Origin of the sequence: Solibacillus sp. FSL W8-0474, from assembly GCF_038004065.1 — a bacterium.
Lineage (GTDB): Bacteria > Bacillota > Bacilli > Bacillales_A > Planococcaceae > Solibacillus > Solibacillus faecavium.
The window spans coordinates 470423-489705 of record NZ_JBBOQJ010000001.1 but is presented as its reverse complement, the minus strand read 5'-3'; the positions used below and the strand labels follow the sequence as shown (position 1 = coordinate 489705).

Sequence of the window (19283 nt, the reverse complement as noted above, 5' to 3'; positions counted from 1 at the left end):
TTTCCTCTGACATTTCGAGCAGCCCTTTTCATATTTTATTTTGTGCTAGTGAATCCACCATCAATACGGATAACTTCCCCATTAATATATTCTGCTTTTGATGTTAATAGGAAAGTTACGAGCTCTGCCACTTCCTCAGGTGTCCCTAAGCGTTTTTGTGGAATTCCACTTGTTGCATTTTCCTTCATTTGCGGATTTGCTTCAAAAAATGTTTTTACCATTGGTGTTTCAGTTGGCCCCGGTGCAATGGCATTGACACGTAAACCGTCCTTTGCATACTCTGCTACCATACTCTTCGTTAAACCAATGATTCCATGTTTCGTTGCTGAATATGTGACAACGGAGTCCTGTCCAATGACACCAGCACTTGAGGCTGTATTCACAATTGAACCTCCACCATTTTTCAGCATCACTTCTGCTACATAACGTACCCCGTATAATGCACCTAACAAATTGATGCCAACAATCTGTTCAATTTCTTCGATTGTTGTATCTAAATAATATTTCCCGCTTCCCGAAATCCCCGCATTATTGAAGAAGTAATCGATAGAACCGAATTTCTGCATTGTTTCGTCTACATATTTTTTTACTTCCTCTGCTTTTGAAACATCTGCTTTTATAAAAATAGCATCAACGCCAAGTGCTTTTACTTTTTCGACGGTTTCATTTCCGCCTTTTTCGCTTACATCCACTACTGCAATATTTATACCTTCTTGGGCCATACGGATAGCTGTCGATTGACCTAATCCGCTTCCCCCACCTGTAATAATAGCTGTTTTAGTCATATTTAATTCCTCCTAGATATGTTCTTGGAACTTGTAAAAAATTGATTTACTATAAAACAAAATTCCACTGCCATAGCATTGTATTTTTTACCCCTTCACTTCTTTACATAAACAATAAAACGGTAAATACGGGTTCTGACAATTCTTCATAAGGCTATCCGATTTGCTAAACAGATATGCAACTTTCTTTATTAAGGTAGTATGAAATAAATTATTTTCTTCAATAAAACGCTTTCATTATGAATAATTTAAGAACTTTCTAAATTTACTGACTTTTTAGGTCTCATAAGCACAAATTTATGATAGAATGATGTAATCTTTAAACTGATTACGGAGGTCACATGAAAATGGAAGTTGCTCAACCTAAAACAATTGCAGTTGAAAATGTATTGATTGCCCATCATTTTTTAAAAGATGTAGTCGTGCATACCCCGCTGCAATTAAATGAATATTTATCCGAAAAGTATGGTGCAAAAATTTATTTTAAGCGTGAAGACCTACAGCATGTTCGGTCCTTTAAATTACGCGGTGCCTATTATAAAATTAAGAAAATCGAAAATGAGGCCCGTGCTTCTGGTGTCGTATGTGCAAGCGCTGGGAATCATGCACAAGGTGTTGCTTATGCCTGTGCAAAGCTTGAAATTCAAGCAACCATTTTCATGCCAAAAACAACACCAAAACAAAAGATCGATCAGGTTCGTATGTTTGGCCGGAACTTTGTTGAAATTGTGTTAGCCGGTGATACATTCGATGACTCAGCGGAAAGCGCAGTAGCTTATTGTGAAGAAGAGAACCGTATTTTCATCCACCCATTTGATGATGTTGACGTCATGGCGGGTCAAGGAACTGTAGCCGTCGAAATTATGAATGATATCGAGGAACCGATTGACTATATTTTCGGCAGCATAGGTGGCGGCGGTTTAATGTCCGGCGTATCCGCCTACATTAAAAACTTATCACCTACAAGTAAAATCATTGGCGTAGAGCCTGCCGGTGCAGCAAGTATGAAGTCTGCCTTTGAAAATAAGGAGCCTATTGCTCTCGACTGGATTGATAAATTTGTCGATGGTGCTGCTGTTAAATGTGTCGGGCAGGAAACGTATGAAGTATGTAAGCATTATTTGGACGATATTATTACTGTTCCAGAAGGAAAAGTGTGTACTACGATTTTAGACTTATATAATAAGCATGCAATTATAGCCGAACCAGCTGGAGCTTTGTCAGTTGCAGCTCTTGATTTTTATGCGGAACAAATCCGGGGGAAATCCGTTGTTATCATTATTTCAGGTGGAAATAACGACATCGGACGGATGCAGGAAATTAAAGAACGCTCGCTTATTTACGAAGGACTATTACATTACTTCATCGTTAGCTTCCCACAACGTTCCGGGGCGCTAAGACAATTTTTGGCCGAAGTGCTTGGGCCGAATGATGATATTACAACTTTTGAATATACGAAGAAAAACAATAAAGAGAGTGGTCCGGCATTAGTAGGGATTGAACTTGCCCACCCTGATGACCGCGCCGGTTTAATCGAGCGCATGTTGGCCAATGGTTTTGAATATAAAGAGGTCAATAAGGACAGTACATTGTTTGCACTGCTTGTGTAGCTCCTGGCTAAAACCTTTTTCATTCCATCTATATAAAAAATCCCGACAGTCATTACCACAATGATTGTCGGGATTTTAATTTAGCCTAATAGCGCGCGATCTGAATTCATTTTTTCTCCGCGGATATGCTCGAATTCGGTCATTAAATCCGGAATCGTTAGTGCCGGTTTTCGATCTTCCCCTACTTCCAGGATAATCTGCCCTTTGTCCATCATAATTAAGCGATTGCCTAAGTCCAACGCCTGCTGCATATTATGCGTAACCATAAGCGTTGTCAGCTTACTTTCTTCCACCAACTCTTTTGTCAGCTTTGTAATAAGCTCTGCACGTGATGGGTCCAGTGCTGCTGTATGTTCATCGAGTAGCAAAATGGAAGGCTTCGTAAAGGTAGCCATTAATAGACTTAATGCTTGGCGTTCACCACCAGATAATAGACCTACCTTTGCATTTAGACGGTTTTCTAAATTCAGGTGCAATTTTTCTAATGAGGATTTGAAAAATTCACGGCGTTTTTTATCTACACCGAACCGAAGTGTGCGTTTGGCATTGCGTGAATAGGCAATCGCCAAATTTTCTTCAATCGTCATTGTAGGTGCTGTACCAGCCATTGGATCCTGGAACACACGGCCAATATGTACCGCCCGCTTATGTTCAGGTAAACGTGTTAAATCATTGCCATTAATAATGACGGATCCAAAGTCGGGTGTTAGGGCCCCGGAAATCATATTCATCATTGTCGATTTTCCTGCACCATTACTTCCAATTATTGTGACAAAATCGCCAGGTGCTAAGTGCAAATTAATATTATCCAATGCCATTTTCTCATCGGGTGTTCCTTCGTTAAACACTTTATTGATACTATCCAATTTAAGCAAGGCCATTCCCTCCCTGCTCAACTTTTAATTTTGCCTTTTGTAGTGCCATTCGTTCTTCCAAACGTTTTGCCTTACGTTTCTTTTCTTTATACTTATTAACGATTTGCGGAATTACTAATGCCAAAATAACGATAAATGCTGTTATTAATTTCATATCACCTGAATCCAGCCATTTTACACGCAACGCTAAAGCGTAAATCATACGGTAAATTATTGCCCCGGCAATAACAGCGAAGGTTACGCGTACAATCGATTTAGCACCAAAAATAGCTTCCCCTATAATAACAGAGGCCAAACCGACAACAATCATCCCGATACCTAATCCAACATCCGCAAATTTTGTATATTGCGCAATTAATGCCCCGGACAGTGCAACCATACCGTTTGAAATACCTAACCCTAAAATAACTAATGAATCAGTATTTGCCGAAAAACTGCGAATCATCCGTTTGTTGTCCCCTGTTGCACGAATCGCCAAACCGACTTCCGTTTTTAAGAACCAGTCAACGATAAGCTTAATAATAATCGTCACAACAAGCATAACGGCTAAAATACCCCAAGTTGTTGGCACCGTTGTCATACCCATTGACTTTAAAGCATTTGAGATGACTGAATCAATGCCTAAACTTGCCCAAAAATTATTAAATACTGTAAAAATTGTTTCTGAATTTAAGAGTGGAATATTTGGTCTTGTTACACCCGTATCGGAGCTTAATCCCATAATGCGAAGATTAATAGAATAAAGCGCGATCATCATTAAAATCCCTGCAAGCAGCGGATTGATTTTCCCTTTAGTGTGTAAAATTCCTGTCATACATCCAGCAATAAATCCAGCAACTGTTGCGACCAATGTTGCGAGTATCGGATTATAGCCAAGTACAATCATCATTGCGGCCGTACCTGCACCCGTTACAAAGCTTCCATCAACCGTTAAATCCGGAAAATCCAGCACCCGGAATGTTAAATAAACACCCAGTGCCATAATTGCATAGATGATTCCTTGCTCTACCGACCCAAACAAAGCTGTAAACATCTCGAATCATCTCCTATAATTTTTATCCACTGCACCTTGCGAGCTTATGAGTATCCATTAAAAAGTAGTTAAACGTTAATTCGCGCTAGGACCCTCTAGAATATTAGCCTTGGATTTCATTACGATGACTTTAGGCAGACCTTCTTTGAGGGCACAAGCGCGAATATTTATTCCTGGCTATTTACCAGCATTCAAATTATTGTACTTCTGCTTCCCACTCAGGTTTAACTTCTAAGCCTAAATTTTCTGCAGCCGCTTTATTGATGACTAATTTTAAGTTTGCTGGGTATGCTGCCGGAATTTCAGAAGGAGATTTCCCTTCCAATAAAATTTGAGCTGCCATTTGCCCTGCTTCATAACCGATATCGTAGTAATTAAAACCGTATGCTGCTAACCCGCCACGTGCTACAGAGTCCAATTCACCAACGATTAATGGTAATTTGTTTGCATTTGCTACATCGATAACTGATTCTAATGCATTTACAACTGTGTTATCTGTAATGATGTAATACGCTTCTACTTTACCTAATAATGATTCAGTTGCTTGTTTTACTTCCGCTGATGTTGAAGCAGATGCTTCTACAATTGTAATACCTTCTTTTGCTGCTAATTCTTTAGCAGTTGAAATTTGGGCTACTGAATTTTGCTCTCCAGCGTTATAAACCATCCCGACATTTTTTACACCGAGTTCTTTTAAAAACGCCATTGTTTTTGGCATTGTTTCCGGATGTAAATCAATTGTTCCAGTAACGTTTGCCCCTGGAGTTGCCATTGATTCGATTAATTCCGCACCTACCGCATCGGTTACCGATGTGAAGATAATTGGAATATCAGCAGTTGCACCTTTTGCCGCTTGTGCAGATGGTGTTGAGTTTGCAAAAATCAGGTCTACATTATCGCTTACTAATTGTTGTGCAATTGTCATGTTTGTACTGTTATCTCCATTAGCTGAGTTATCCACATATTCCGCTTTAATTCCTGCATCTTCAATCGCCTTTTTGAATCCTTCTTTTGCAGCATCTAATGATGGGTGCTCTACGATTTGAGTTGTTCCGATTTTAAATGTTTTTGCTTCATCAGTTTGTGCAGACTCTGTTCCTCCGTCACTAGCTGTAGCATTAGTAGCAGTATCTTGCTCTTCTCCACCGCATGCTGCTAAAAGTAAAAGAAGCCCAAATACTAAAAAGGAAAGCTTCGTTAATTTACGTGTCATATAATTTATCCCCCTATTATTCTCTGACGCTTTAAAGCGACGAACTTCATTTGGATGAAGTGTGAATTAAAATTATATTACCTCTTCATTTTCAGATAGTCAATAAGATTTAGAATGTTCAGATATTAAATTGAATTACTCATTATCCCTACATGTTAATTTCGCGCTTTAAACCACTGAATTATATATGTATTATTCAAAATTTTATCATTTGTCAATTTATTGAACTTTGAAGGGAAATTAGTTCTATAATTCTTTACTTTCTTTTTTAATATTGCTATGATTGCAGTTGCTTTGCGTGGTTCGTAACCATCCCACGTTAAAAAACTAGGAGGAATTAATATGAAAGTAAAGTTTCTTGCAACTAGTGCAATTATTGCAGCATTATATATTGCAATAACAATGCTAGTTGCCCCGATTAGTTTTGGACAAGTACAGTTCCGTATTGCCGAAATATTTAATCATCTGATCGCCTTCAACCCCCGTTTTATGCTGGGTGTTGTATTGGGTGTATTTTTTTCCAATTTCCTTATGTCATCTGTCGGTCCAATTGACCTAATTTTTGGCGTAGGACATACTATTCTTACACTTGGTATTTTTATTTTCATCTGTAAGTTTGTAAAAAACATTTGGGCACGTTTAGTTATTAATACGACACTCTTTACGTTTACAATGTTTATCATTGCGGCACAGCTTAACCTAGTGTTGGACTTTCCGTTTTGGGAGACATGGTTATTTGTAGCATTTGGGGAGTTTGTTGTTTTAGCAGTTGGCGCACCTATCATGTACACTTTAAATAAACGACTTGATTTCAAAAAATTGATCTAACATATATCGTTTCACCCACTGGCATTTAGTCGGTGGGTTTTTTGGTTAAGTTTTTTTAGAATTGTTTGACATTTTTATTTTCAGTGTTAGAATAAGCATATTCAAAATATTACATTACGGTAGCAGGTTGCGGGAGCGCGACCACCGTTTCAGTTGAGAAGAGTTTAGTTGAGTAAATTGTTGAATAAGAAGAGTAGCATTTCCCGTTTTGTATAGAGAGCGTATGGCTGGTGAAAATACGTCAAAAGGTAAATGTGAATGGGCCTTATGAAAGCTGCCGGCATTAGTCGGCGGACGGTACCCTGCCGTTATCAGGTTTAAGTGGAGGCTATTTTATAGCTTCAATCGAGGTGGCAACGCGGTGCAGATCGTCCTCAGCAAAAGTTTATTCTTTTGCTGGGGACTTTTTTTATTCCCAAAATTAAAAGGAGTGTGTCGAATGGCAATTCAACAACGTTTTCGTACATCAATGAAAAAAGTGAACGGTGATCTACTGACACCAATCTCCATTTTCCAACGTTTAAAGGGCGAACGAAAATTTCTTTTAGAAAGCTCATCCAAATATGAAGGTAATGGACGCTATTCCTTCATCGGCGTCAATCCAAGAAAAACCTATAGCGGCAACGGACAGCAACTTATTGATAAATCTCATCTATCCAATAGAGAGTACACATATGACGGTGAGCTTATTCAATTGATTAAACAAGTAATGCCGCGCATATCATCACATACCGAATATCCTTTTACAGGCGGGGGGATCGGCTATATTCATGCATTGCAAAAACCATCGCCTGAACTGCAGTTTCATGTTTACGATACACTCGTTATTTTCGATCATTTAACAGACGAGATTGCTGTTTTCCATACGAATATTGAAGCCGAGCAGGAGGAGCCAAATATTGATGTACTGATTGAGCAGTTGTTTACAAGTACAACACCAGAAGAAACATCGTATACCCTAAACCATGTCGAAAATGAACGAAACGGTTATTATGCCGCACAATTTGACGGGGATGCCCTTTCGCTTTATCGAAAAATGCGGATTGATTATGCTGCACCATATATGTATTATGTCGAATTTGACGATTGCACTGTACTTGGAACATCACAGGCAAACTTTATGCAAGTGCAGGACGGATCTATTTCAGTTACAAACAAAGCATTGCCGATTGAACCATTTAGTGTGGAAAATTCAGTGCAGAAATTGGCCACAACTACACAAGGCTCACTGAACCCAACGTTGCATGCGATTGATGTTGTAAAGGAGCTTCTGCCGGCACAAGGATTAATCGGCTATATCGGGTTTAACGGACAAGTCGATTTCACGACACCCGATAATACGATAACGATTCAGGGAAATGTTGCACATCTTCACACAGAAACGAGTGAGGATGCCCCATTCCACTCACTATTGAAAGGATGATTATGTATGTCTTTACTTCCGTTTATTGAACAAATCGAGCGAAAAGAGCATTTAGTGTTCGAAGAGATGCAGCAGGCTGCACAACTCATTTTTAATGAGCAGACACCGAAAGAACAGATAGCTGCCTTTTTAACAGCAATGAGTATCAAAGGCGAAACAGCACATGAAGTTGCCGGACTCGCTTCTGTCATGAAATCACATGCCGTCTCTGTCGATGCACCAGAAGGTATTTATATCGATAATTGTGGTACAGGTGGCGACGGCCTCCAAAGTTTCAATATTAGTACGACCGCCGCTTTCGTGTTAGCTGGCGGGGGCATTCTAGTCGCGAAGCATGGTAACCGGAAAGTGTCGAGCGCTTCAGGCAGCTCCGATGTTTTAGAAGCACTTGGCGTTACCCTACTCCCGGACACGGCACAGACGATAGATTTATTGAAACAGCACGGAATCGCCTTTTTACATGCACCAAACATGCATCCAAAGCTAAAGCGAATCGGCGAAGTTCGACAATCACTTGGAAAGCCGACAATCTTTAATTTAGTTGGACCTTTAACAAATCCTGTACCTTTAAAAACTCAATTCGTTGGTATTAACCGCCCTAACTTTACTACGGATTATGCTGAAGTGCTGCACATGCTCGGCCGTGAGCGTGCGATTGTCGTATCCGGGGCACAAGGAATGGATGAGGCATCATTGGACGGTGAGAATACATTCGTCCTTTTAGACCACGGTGATATTATTCCGTTTAAGCTTCGTGCGGAAGATGTAGGCTTAACTGCACAGCCATTATCGGCTATCCGTGGTGGTACCCCTGCTGATAACGCAGTAATAATGCGCGATTTATTAAAAGGAAAGCAAAGTGTATATTTCGACACAGTCGTGTTAAATGCCGGCATTGGTTTTTTTGCATATGGCTTAGCGAGCACGATGAAAGAAGGGATCGACATGGCAAAGGACAGCATCCTGTCGGGTCGTGCATATGAAAAGCTAGAAAGTGTTGTTGCCTATAACAAAAAAGTGATGCAGGAGGAAACGATTAGATGACTATTTTAGACCGAATTATAGCGCAAAAAGAGCTTGAATTACCTGATTTACTTGCATCAGCACCAAACTTCCCAGCAATTAATAAGGTACGTCCCTCTTTGTATGAAACATTGATTACCGCCAATACGTTGCAAGTCATTTCTGAAATGAAGCGCGCCTCACCATCAAAAGGTGATATTGCGACACATATCGACCCTGTTGAACAGGCAAGACAGTATGAGGAAGCCGGGGCTGCCTGCATTTCCGTATTAACAGAACAGGCATTTTTTAAAGGCAGCTTCGAAGATTTACATGCGGTAGCAAATTCGGTGAATATTCCAGTTTTATGCAAAGACTTCATGATTCATGAAGTGCAAATTGACTATGCAAAGGCTGCAGGCGCCTCAGTCATTTTATTGATCGTGGCAGCATTAACGGATGAACAATTAAAGGCACTTTACACATATGCAACGGAAAAACAGCTGGAAGTTCTTGTAGAAGTACATGATACAGAGGAATTACAACGTGCACTGAATATTAGTGCGAAAATTGTCGGAGTTAATAATCGTAACTTAAAGACATTTGAAGTTTCCTTAACAACTACCGCTGAAATTGCCCAGCATCTTCCCCCTTCTTCCATTGCATTTATTAGCGAAAGTGGCATTTGGAACGCTGAAGATGCACAGTTTGTGGCGAATGCAGGCGCAAAAGGAGTTTTAGTTGGCGAATCATTAATGGTGAGCGGAAACGTCAAGAATTCCCTTAAAGCACTACAAATCGACATCATAGCGAAGGTTGGCGAAAATAGATGACTAAAGTAAAAATTTGCGGATTGAAAGAAATTGAACATGTCGAAGCTGCGGTAAAAGCTGGAGCGGATTTTATCGGATTTATGTTTGCGCCCAGTAAACGACGCATTACAGTAGAGGAAGCAACCGAACTGGCGAAGAGTATTCCAAGTACGGTAAAAAAGGTAGGCGTTTTTGTAAATGAAGAGAACGATGTCATTCGACAAATTGCCGATCAAGTCGGACTCGACTATATCCAGTATCACGGTGATGAAACGCAGGAGCAAATACAGGAAATCGGCCTGCCAGCTATTAAGGCATTTTCAATTCGTGGGGAAGAAGATGTTAAGCGAGCGGCAGCATATGATGTCGACTACTATTTATTTGATGCACCAGGTACAAACTTCCGCGGAGGTAGTGGAGAATCATTTGACTGGATGCTTTTGGATAAAGTAAATATTCCGATGGATAAGGTCATTTTAGCAGGTGGTTTAAATGAAGAAAATGTAGGACTGGCGATCATGCTGGTCGAGCCATTTGCTGTAGATGTTTCAAGTGGTGTAGAGGTAGATGGTCGAAAAAGTTCGACAGCAATTACGAATTTTATTGAAATAGCAAAAGGAGAGTTGATTTTATGACGACAGTAAAAGGACGCTTTGGACGATTTGGTGGTCAATTCGTGCCCGAGACATTGATGACTTCACTTGAAGAATTGGAGGTTGCATATGAGGAAGCAAAAAAAGACTCCTCTTTCCAAGAAGAACTTGACTACTATTTAAAGCAATATGTCGGACGTGAAACTCCCCTTTATTTTGCGGAGCGTTTAACGAAAAAAGTTGGCGGTGCGAAAATCTATTTAAAGCGTGAAGATTTAAATCATACGGGCGCTCATAAAATAAATAATGCGATCGGCCAAGCACTTTTAGCAAAACGTATGGGGAAGAAGAAAATTGTTGCTGAAACAGGTGCAGGTCAGCATGGTGTTGCAACGGCAACTGCGTGTGCATTGCTTGATATGGAATGTATCGTTTATATGGGAGCAGAAGATGTACGCCGTCAGCAACTGAACGTTTTCCGTATGGAGCTACTCGGGACAAAAGTTGTTGCGGTAGAAAAAGGTTCTGCCACATTAAAAGATGCGGTGAATGAAGCATTGCGTCACTGGGTTACTCATATTGAAGATACGCATTACATTTTAGGTTCGGCACTTGGCCCGCACCCCTTCCCTACAATTGTCCGTGATTTCCAACGCGTTATTGGGGATGAAACACGTGCCCAAATTTTACAGCAGGAAGGACGTCTTCCGGATACAGTTATTGCTTGTATTGGTGGCGGCAGTAATGCGATTGGAATGTTCTATCCGTTTGTGGAAGATCAAAATGTTGCATTATACGGGGTAGAAGCTGCAGGTTCGGGTGTAGATACAGATAAACATGCCGCAGCAATTCATGTCGGGAAAACAGGAGTCCTACATGGTGCCTTCATGTATTTACTGCAAGACGAAGATGGTTTTGTACAAGAAGCACATTCCATTTCGGCAGGGCTCGATTATCCTGGTGTTGGTCCTGAGCATTGTCATTTACATGAAACGGGTCGTGCATCCTACCCTTCTGTTACAGACGAACAAGCACTTGAAGGTGTGAAGCTGTTATGTGAAACGGAAGGAATCTTGCCTGCATTGGAAAGTGCCCATGCCGTTTACTATGCAGCACAATTTGCCAAAGACCGTCCTGCAGATGAAATTATTGTCGTGTGCTTATCAGGACGTGGGGACAAAGATGTTCACACATTAATGGATAAACTTGGAGGTGACGTGAAATGACATTGCAAAAACAGCTTGAGAACGTATTAGCAAATGGGGACAAAGCATTTGTTCCTTATATTATGGCAGGCGATGGCGGGATCGAAACGTTAAAACCTACTATATTAAAGCTTCAGCAAATCGGAGTTTCCGCAATTGAAGTCGGAATTCCATTTACAGATCCTGTAGCAGATGGACCAACAATTGAACAAGCCGGTGAACGTGCACTTGCACACGGTGTGACATTGAAAAAAGTACTGGTTGAACTGCAAAGCTTTGCACAGGAAATCCATATCCCCCTTGTTATCATGACTTACTTAAACCCGATTTTAGCTTATGGAATTGAAGCATTTGCAGAGGATGCAAAACGTGGTGGTGTTCAAGGACTGATTGTACCGGATATGCCTTACGAAGAAAGTGCTTTATTGCATGACGCTTTAAAAGAAAACGGCATTGCGCTTGTTCAGCTCGTGTCATTAATGAGCCCTCCTGAACGTATTAAGAAATTAGCCACTGCAAGTGAAGGCTTCGTTTATGCCGTTACGGTAAATGGTATTACCGGTGAACGTGCAAGCTTTGCTACAGAACTTGCCGGGCACTTTGCAAACTTGAAAGCAGCAAGCAACATTCCGGTGTTAGCAGGATTCGGGATTTCAACAACCGAACATGTGAAGAGTTTTGGTGAAATTGCAGATGGCGTAATTGTTGGCAGTAAAATTGTTACTGCACTAGTTGAGCAGGACTGGGCAACGATTGAAACACTCGTACAGGCGACGAAAAAAGCTACGATAAATTAGTCTACTTTCTCTTTCCCTCCTGTGGTATCGTTTACTTATTAAGTAGTAGCGGATGGAGGCCAAAGAATGAATGTTAAGGATTTTTTTGCTGGGATATTTTTCATCGCACTTGCAGGTTATTTTACGTATGTTTTAGTCGACAATATGTCATTACTCTTTATTGAGAGTACGACCGTTTGGCAATATTTTGTTGCATTCTTTCGTGTAGCGCTTATTATTTTCCTTTTCAACTTAGGACTTTCCTTAATGAAACGTTTTTTCACAGCTGGAAAAACAACAAAAAATGGGGACGCTCGGTAATTCGATGCGTTCCCATTTTTTTCGGCAATTCTTTATTACACTTGGAGCTGCGGATAAATTTCGTTTACATTTTCACGCAGTTTCGCCTTTAAAAACTTCCCTACAGAGGTTTTCGGAATTTCGGTTAAGAAGACGATATCATCTGGTAGCCACCATTTGGCAAATTGCCCTTCCAAAAATGAAATTAATTCCTCTTTTGTAGTGGTTGCTTCCTCTTTTAATACGACACATGCCAGTGGCCGCTCCTGCCATTTCGCGTGTGGGATAGCAATTACTGCCGCTTCAAATACAGCTTCATGCGACATAAGCGCATTTTCCAAATCAACTGATGAAATCCATTCACCTCCTGATTTGATTAAATCTTTTGTGCGGTCTGTTATTTTAATGAAGCCTTCCTTTGAGCGGACTGCTATATCACCCGTGTAAAGCCATCCGTCTGAAAATGCTTCCGCTGTGCGCTCATCTTTATAATACTCCGCTGCAATCCAAGGTCCACGTAAACGTAGCTCCCCCATCGTTTCGTTGTCCCAAGGTACTTCACCGTTTTCGTTTACGATGCTCGATTCAATTCCGGGAACTGTTAGCCCCTGCATTGCGCGTGTTTCAATTTTTTTATCTAACGGCCAGTCATCCATATGCGACATATCACGTGACATCGAAACAATCGGTGAAGTTTCCGTCATACCGTACACCACAATATAATTGACACCCATTTCTTCATATTTCTTAATTAGCCCTTTTGGCGAAGCCGATCCCCCGCAGAAAATGGCCTGTAATGACGATAAATCACGCGCCTTCTTTTCTAGCTCCTGTATTGCGCCAAGCCAGATTGTCGGTACTCCTGCTGTTTTCGTCACACTATATTGCTCGATGAAATCTAAAATTAAAGCTGGTGTAAATTGTGGGCCGATTAACACTTGCGTCGCTCCTACATTCACTGCAGCAAATGGCATACCCCATGCATTTACATGGAACATCGGGACAATCGGCAAAATCGTGTCACGCTCCGAAATCCCCATCGTATCCACCATTGAGATGGACATACTATGCAGCACGAGCGAACGATGTGTATAGACAACTCCTTTTGGATTGCCTGTTGTCGCACTTGTATAACACATACTTGCCGGTTCATTTTCATCCAAATCTTCCGGGAACGCAAATTCTTCATCTGCTTCTTCCAGCAATGTTTCATACGATAAGACGTTTGGCAAAGTTGTGTTTGGCAAATCTCCATCTGCCATAATAATGTAGTGCTGCACCGTTTTTAATTCGTGTTGCACTTCTTCAATTAACGGCACTAAATCTTCGTCTATTAAAATAATTTTATCCTCTGCATGGTTAATAATATAAGCAATATGTTCCGGTGATAGGCGAATATTGACCATATGCAATATTGCACCTGAACATGGAACTGCAAAGTACGCTTCTAAATGGCGGTGTTGATTCCAGGCAAATGACGCAATTTTATCGCCGCGTTCCATGCCTAACTTTGTTAATGCATGCGCCAGTTTTCTCGTGCGCTTTCCCCATTGCCCGTATGTAAGGCGGTGAACCTTATTCTCACTTGTACGTGATATTATTTCTTTGTGTGCATAATACGTTTCTGCACGCTTGATCATATCTGTTAGAACGAGTGGTGTTTGCATCATCATAGTTTGTTTCCCCCTTGTATTAGGCGTTTCTTTTATCGGCAAATCCCCATCCCCAACAAAAGTCTACCAATTTATCCCACAACATCATTCTAATATAATATACTGAAAAATGAAAATATTTTGTTAATAATGGCACTTTTTGCTTATTAAGGTTTGTTGATTTCAGTTGAGATTAGGCGATTGTGAGGGAACTGAGAAGTGAAGTGAGGGGTTTGTAAAAACTAGATAATTGTCCCAACCTAAGGAATCCAAGTTTTCCCTTTAGGAAAATAACTGGCTTCTTAATCTAAGAAACTCATCTACGATAAAAAAACGAGTGAAACTGCTTTTCAACAGGTTCACTCGCTCTATAAATTAAATTGCGTTTTGTGCTAATCGTACTTTTAGTTTTTCTAGCATATCGACCGTCATTTTTTCCAAATCGTAGCTTGCTTTAAAGCCCCATTCTTCAATAGCAGCCGATGAATCAATAGCATTTGGCCAGCTGTCTGCAATTGCCTGACGTATCGGATCTACATCATAATCCATTGAGAAGCTTGGAATATGCTTTTGAATTTCCGCTGCAATCTGCGACGGCTCGAAGCTCATGGCTGATATATTAAACGCATTACGATGTATAAGCTTTGCCGGGTCTGCTTCCATTAAATCAACAATTGCCTGCAGTGCATCCGGCATATACATCATATCCATATAAGTACCTTCTGCAATATAAGATGTGTAGCGACCTTCTGCAATCGCCTTATAATAAATATCTACTGCATAATCCGTCGTTCCCCCACCTGGTGGCGTTACATAAGAAATTAATCCTGGGAATCGGACTCCGCGCGTATCCAGTCTATAGCGTGTATAGTAATAATCACATAATAATTCGCCCGCTACCTTGTTTACTCCGTACATTGTAGTTGGACGCTGTAATGTATCTTGTGGTGTATTGTCCTTTGGCGTAGAAGGACCGAATGCGCCGATTGAGCTTGGCGTGAAAAACTGCATATCGAGCTCACGTGCTACTTCAAGTGCATTCATTAAACCGCCCATATTTAAATTCCATGCAAAAACTGGATTTTTTTCTGCTGTTGCTGATAGTAGTGCAGCCATATGAATCATCGTATCTGCGCCAAAATCATGTGCGAGCGCATGCATGCGTTTCCCATCTGTTACATCCAATACTTCAAATGGACCTTCATGCTGATCAATTTTTCGAATATCTGTTGCCAATACATTGTCAACGCCATACGTATGACGCAATTTCTCTACTAATTCCGAACCAATTTGACCTAAAGCACCGGTCACCATAATTTTTTTCACGATGAAGCCTCCCTATCCTTTAAAAGATGAATCCACCCCTAAATATTGCTGAACTCTATCTATTATTTTTTATTCACTAAAAACAATTGTCCTTCAGGAAAGCACAATCATCTACAATGAAAACTTGATGTTCAAAGATTTCCATGAAATTGATTATAGGGTGTTCTTTTGTAAAAAACAATATTTTTTGAATATTCTTTTTCAGCGATACATTTGTACGTGTACAAAATCCGAATGGGTAATGCCCGCTAGATAAGTATAGTTGGAATTTTATTCATCCAATATGGCTTCATAAATATTGTGAAATAGAATTTTTCGGTTGTCTGTTAGCTTCACATATTGTTCGTGTACATTTACTTTTTGAATAATACCTGTAATTGTGTAAATGCCTGTTTGCTCCCACACCTTCAATTGGATGGGGCTAGCTTCTGAATAGGCTCTCTGTAAATTTATATTAATTTGTTCCAATTGGGCTTCATCCAATTCAGGCTGTATCACCAATGCATCCTCTTCCTGCCATTCACGCAATAACTTTACATGCTCGGGTAACATCATCGCGGTCCATTTAATCACACCTCTATCTTTGTTCATCGCGTTCACTCCCTTATTGTTTATGTCCGCCTACTAATGTCGACCGTGCAAGTGCTGTACCCGCTTCTGTATAGGAAACTGCACGTAATAAGGCAGTCGTTCCGTATTTTGTACGTAAACGGTCCATTGTTTCCCCGAGCTTACGGTTGCGCCACCTCTTCTCATCAAATAAGCTTAGCTGCATTGAATATTCACTTTCGATATTACTTAATGTAATTGTAATTTTGCGTGCTGGGCGTTCTGCGTAAAATTCGTCGAGTAATTGTTTACATACTTCAAAAATCTTCAATGTATCATTTGTCGGCTCATCAATTGTACGCGAACGATGAAATCCACCTCCGAAAGCATCTTTACTATAGCTAAGTCCCAATGATATCGTTCGTCCGGTTTTCTTTGCTTCCCTTGCACGCCTTGCTACGTCTTCACACATTTCAAGCAGTACGACTAAAATTTCCTTTCGGCTGCGGTAATCACGCATGAGCATTTGCCCTTTTCCGAAGCTGATTTGCCCCTGCATGATTGGGGCACCAACAGTCGAGTGATCGATTCCCCATGCATGATAATAGAGCTGATTACCCAACACTCCAAAGCGTTTTTCCAGTAGGGATAAATCGGTATGCGCTAAATCATAAACAGAGTAAATACCCATATGATTCAGCGTTTTTTCTGTACGACGACCAATTCCCCACATTGTAGATAGCGGCATTATCGGCCATAATTTTTCCGCTACATCATTATATGTCCATTTCGCAAATCCCGTTTTCTTTGCTTCAATATCCAGCGCCAGCTTTGCCATGAGCATATTTGGTCCAAAACCGACTGCACATGGAATGTCAAATTGGTTGTAAATAAGTTGTTGAATATACTGCGCCGTTTCTTCAGGATTTCCCCATAATTTTTCTGTCCCTGTTAAATCGATAAAGCTTTCATCTACGCTATATACATGAATGGCCTCTTTTGGAACGAAATTATTGAACAAACGTGTAATTTCCATCGACATACGAATAAAGAGTGACATTCGCGGCTCAAATAGGCGAATGTCCGGATGTGGCGGGATTTCAAACAAACGTGATCCGGTACGAATATTAAAGCGCTTTTTCATTGGAGGCGATGCAGCAAGTACGACGCTTCCCTTTTGCTGAAAATTCCCGACAATGGCAATTGGCACTTCCATTACATTTAAGTTTTCTAACGATGCGATACAGCTCGCATAAAAGCTGCGCATATCAATACATATAATCGAGCGTTCTGGTGCATTTTCATACATGAAGCTCATCTCCTTAAAGAGAACATTTGTTCTTATATTAAAATGAGACATGTGAGATGGCAAGTGGTAAGTAATGGGGAACTTTGCTCAAAGGATAATTTTTTTCATCAGATATTTTGCGTTATTTATCTAATTTAGGCTCTTTTTAGACAATCTATTGAATATTATTTTAAGGTCAGGGAATTTTATTCGTCTCTTCTTTGTTCATATTCGTCAACTGTAGTTACTTAATCGTCAATTTCATAAACTTAATCGTCAATCGGTATTACATATTCGTCACTTAAGCACCGATAATCGTCGCTTGAAATTTTAATAGACAATTAAACTTTTTATTCGCCACTTGATGCAACTTAATCTCCACTCTCTATTTTCTAGTTGAATCCATATCTATCTAACAGGTTCGGTTAATGGAGAGAAAAATCAATTAGCAACACAAATAACAGGTTAATCAGCACACGTTTCAGCAGTGAAATGGGTTATATAAATAACAAGAAAAACGCTCACTCTGAGCGTTTTTTTGTCGAAATATTTTACTATCTTTATTGAACTAAAATCTCCTTCTATTTATCATTTTTACGCTGAATCTCTGCTAAAATAAATCCTCCCATAATTGCAAGCGGAATGCTGTTTGCAAAGATTGGTGGTTCTAAAAAGCTTTCTAAAAAACTTCCGAAAATTCCACCCAAAATTGTTAATATAATTGCAATTATAATTCTCCCCATATAATTAAATCCTCCTCTTCAACTTTGCATAATTACATAATATTCAGTATATTTTAACTATTCATTAACTTCCTTCTAAAAAATGACATTCAAATAAATATAATTAGCAATGGTTTTGACAATGGAATTAACAAAGGAACATAAATTTATGCGCTGATGCTAATTCTTAAGCCAAATGGTGTGTCAATTTGACCATATAAAGCATCTAAATGTTGTTATAATAACAAAAACAGGGACACCAATTAATATGCGAATTGTGTCCCCAAATGTTATGTTTTTACTGTTCTCTCCCTATCAACCGAACCCGTTAATAGCTACCTGGTACGCTTCAAAAATTTATTCTTTTATTACTTTCTCATAAAGACCCGGGCGGCGATCCTCGTAAACCGGGATTCGTCCGCGCACCTCATCGACATTCGAAAAATCAACATCAATAATTGCCAGCTCCTCATCTTCTGCACCTGTCCAAAGAACCTCGCCCCATGGACCGATAATCATCGATTGCCCGTTGAAATTTTCCACTTTACGTGCGATGCGATTTACCGCCACGACGAAGCACTGATTTTCAATAGCACGGGCCTGTAATAAAACTTTCCAATGATCGATACGCGGCGTTGGCCATTGTGCCGGTACAAACAATACCTTTGCACCATCCAATGCATGAGAGCGTAACCATTCCGGGAAACGAATGTCATAACAAATGACACCACCAGCTTCCAGCTCATCTAATGCAAAGCGGTTCATCTCATTCCCTGACTCCAAATACAAATGCTCATCCATTAAACGGAATAAATGTGCTTTACTATACTCGCCGACCAATTCTCCATCACGATTATATGTGTACATTGTATTATAAAACTTGTCGTCACGTTTTACCGATACGGAACCACCGACAATATGTACTGCCAATTCCTTTGCTAGCCCGCTTAAAAATGCTTTTGTACGTTCTCCGTTAGTATCAGAAAGCGCATCTAATTTTTCAAGCGCATAACCAGTATTCCACATTTCAGGTAATACGATAATTTCTGCGCCACCTGCTGCCGCTTCACGAATGAATTTTTCTGCACGCTCATAGTTTTCATCTACTTTTCCAAAACCTACATTTAATTGAATACAGCCGATTTTCATAAATAGACACCGCCTTTAAATAATTTTCCTACGTATAGTTTTCGCATACTTGCCTTCTATTGTAACATTCTACTTTAAGTTATCAAAATCTTCACTTTACTTAAACCTAGAAAAGTACTAAGATTAATTTTAATATTTTTAA

General features: G+C 40.0%; 19 protein-coding genes, 1 riboswitch and 1 other annotated feature. Of the genes, 9 read left to right on the top strand and 10 right to left on the bottom strand.

Going from position 1 to position 19283, the window contains the following annotated elements:
- Positions 1 to 35: 35 nt before the first annotated feature.
- Positions 36 to 785, bottom strand: coding sequence for an SDR family NAD(P)-dependent oxidoreductase (locus NYE67_RS02465; protein WP_340726890.1), 750 nt, complete (start codon positions 783 to 785; stop codon positions 36 to 38).
- 347 nt (positions 786 to 1132) lie between these two features.
- On the opposite strand from NYE67_RS02465, the gene ilvA reads away from it, so the two are divergent.
- Positions 1133 to 2395, top strand: a complete 1263-nt coding sequence (gene ilvA, locus NYE67_RS02460) for a threonine ammonia-lyase IlvA (RefSeq protein WP_191700744.1) — start codon at positions 1133 to 1135, stop codon at positions 2393 to 2395.
- Positions 2396 to 2475: 80 nt separating this feature from the next.
- Here the strand turns inward: ilvA and NYE67_RS02455 are convergent, their stop codons facing one another.
- From NYE67_RS02455 to NYE67_RS02445, 3 genes are all read right to left on the bottom strand, one after another.
- Complete coding sequence (locus NYE67_RS02455) at positions 2476 to 3270, bottom strand: ABC transporter ATP-binding protein (RefSeq protein ID WP_191700743.1); 795 nt, start codon at positions 3268 to 3270, stop codon at positions 2476 to 2478.
- The gene (locus NYE67_RS02450; RefSeq protein ID WP_191700742.1) at positions 3263 to 4303 is read right to left on the bottom strand and encodes an ABC transporter permease; all 1041 of its coding nucleotides are present in this window, start codon (positions 4301 to 4303) and stop codon (positions 3263 to 3265) included. Before NYE67_RS02450 ends, NYE67_RS02455 begins: the two co-directional genes overlap by 8 nt.
- A 196-nt stretch (positions 4304 to 4499) precedes the next feature.
- Positions 4500 to 5516, bottom strand: coding sequence for an ABC transporter substrate-binding protein (locus NYE67_RS02445; protein WP_191700741.1), 1017 nt, complete (start codon positions 5514 to 5516; stop codon positions 4500 to 4502).
- Between the two features lie 292 nt (positions 5517 to 5808).
- Positions 5809 to 5853, top strand: a riboswitch (PreQ1 riboswitch).
- Between the two features lie 5 nt (positions 5854 to 5858).
- Here NYE67_RS02445 and NYE67_RS02440 point away from each other — a divergent pair.
- The 8 genes from NYE67_RS02440 (at position 5859) to NYE67_RS02405 (ending at position 12476) form a co-directional block, all read left to right on the top strand.
- The gene (locus NYE67_RS02440) at positions 5859 to 6344 is read left to right on the top strand and encodes a QueT transporter family protein (protein WP_191700740.1); all 486 of its coding nucleotides are present in this window, start codon (positions 5859 to 5861) and stop codon (positions 6342 to 6344) included.
- Between the two features lie 171 nt (positions 6345 to 6515).
- Positions 6516 to 6723 (top strand) — a binding site (T-box leader).
- Between the two features lie 60 nt (positions 6724 to 6783).
- Positions 6784 to 7767, top strand: coding sequence for a metal ABC transporter ATP-binding protein (locus tag NYE67_RS02435; protein WP_191700739.1), 984 nt, complete (start codon positions 6784 to 6786; stop codon positions 7765 to 7767).
- A gap of 6 nt (positions 7768 to 7773) precedes the next feature.
- Positions 7774 to 8811 carry an anthranilate phosphoribosyltransferase gene (trpD, locus tag NYE67_RS02430; RefSeq protein WP_340729024.1) on the top strand — a complete coding sequence of 346 codons (1038 nt, stop codon included), beginning with the start codon at positions 7774 to 7776 and terminating at the stop codon, positions 8809 to 8811.
- Positions 8808 to 9602, top strand: coding sequence for an indole-3-glycerol phosphate synthase TrpC (gene trpC / locus NYE67_RS02425; protein WP_340729023.1), 795 nt, complete (start codon positions 8808 to 8810; stop codon positions 9600 to 9602). The genes trpD and trpC overlap by 4 nt, the downstream gene beginning before the upstream one ends.
- Entirely contained in the window at positions 9599 to 10216 is a 618-nt protein-coding gene (locus NYE67_RS02420) for a phosphoribosylanthranilate isomerase (RefSeq protein WP_340729022.1), read from the top strand. Before trpC ends, NYE67_RS02420 begins: the two co-directional genes overlap by 4 nt.
- Positions 10213 to 11400 (top strand): tryptophan synthase subunit beta, encoded by a 1188-nt coding sequence (trpB, locus tag NYE67_RS02415; protein WP_340729021.1) that lies wholly within the window; start codon positions 10213 to 10215, stop codon positions 11398 to 11400. The genes NYE67_RS02420 and trpB overlap by 4 nt, the downstream gene beginning before the upstream one ends.
- A complete protein-coding gene (trpA, locus tag NYE67_RS02410) occupies positions 11397 to 12176 on the top strand; it encodes a tryptophan synthase subunit alpha (RefSeq protein WP_340729020.1) in 780 nt (259 codons plus the stop codon). Before trpB ends, trpA begins: the two co-directional genes overlap by 4 nt.
- A gap of 66 nt (positions 12177 to 12242) precedes the next feature.
- The gene (locus NYE67_RS02405) at positions 12243 to 12476 is read left to right on the top strand and encodes a sulfate permease (protein ID WP_340729019.1); all 234 of its coding nucleotides are present in this window, start codon (positions 12243 to 12245) and stop codon (positions 12474 to 12476) included.
- A gap of 35 nt (positions 12477 to 12511) precedes the next feature.
- Here NYE67_RS02405 and NYE67_RS02400 read toward each other — a convergent pair whose 3' ends face one another.
- The 6 genes from NYE67_RS02400 to NYE67_RS02375 all read right to left on the bottom strand — a co-directional run bounded on the left by NYE67_RS02400 (position 12512) and on the right by NYE67_RS02375 (position 19141).
- Positions 12512 to 14125: a long-chain fatty acid--CoA ligase gene (locus NYE67_RS02400; protein ID WP_340730874.1), complete on the bottom strand. Its 1614-nt coding sequence runs from the start codon at positions 14123 to 14125 to the stop codon at positions 12512 to 12514.
- 357 nt (positions 14126 to 14482) lie between these two features.
- Positions 14483 to 15433, bottom strand: coding sequence for an L-threonine 3-dehydrogenase (locus NYE67_RS02395; RefSeq protein ID WP_340726881.1), 951 nt, complete (start codon positions 15431 to 15433; stop codon positions 14483 to 14485).
- A gap of 270 nt (positions 15434 to 15703) precedes the next feature.
- Positions 15704 to 16024, bottom strand: coding sequence for a YolD-like family protein (locus NYE67_RS02390; protein WP_340726879.1), 321 nt, complete (start codon positions 16022 to 16024; stop codon positions 15704 to 15706).
- A gap of 13 nt (positions 16025 to 16037) precedes the next feature.
- Positions 16038 to 17291, bottom strand: coding sequence for a Y-family DNA polymerase (locus NYE67_RS02385; RefSeq protein WP_340729018.1), 1254 nt, complete (start codon positions 17289 to 17291; stop codon positions 16038 to 16040).
- Positions 17292 to 17851: 560 nt separating this feature from the next.
- On the bottom strand, positions 17852 to 18013 hold the full coding sequence (locus NYE67_RS02380; RefSeq protein ID WP_340726877.1) for a hypothetical protein: 162 nt from the start codon (positions 18011 to 18013) through the stop codon (positions 17852 to 17854).
- 336 nt (positions 18014 to 18349) lie between these two features.
- Positions 18350 to 19141, bottom strand: a complete 792-nt coding sequence (locus NYE67_RS02375) for a carbon-nitrogen family hydrolase (RefSeq protein ID WP_340726876.1) — start codon at positions 19139 to 19141, stop codon at positions 18350 to 18352.
- Positions 19142 to 19283 lie beyond the last annotated feature (142 nt).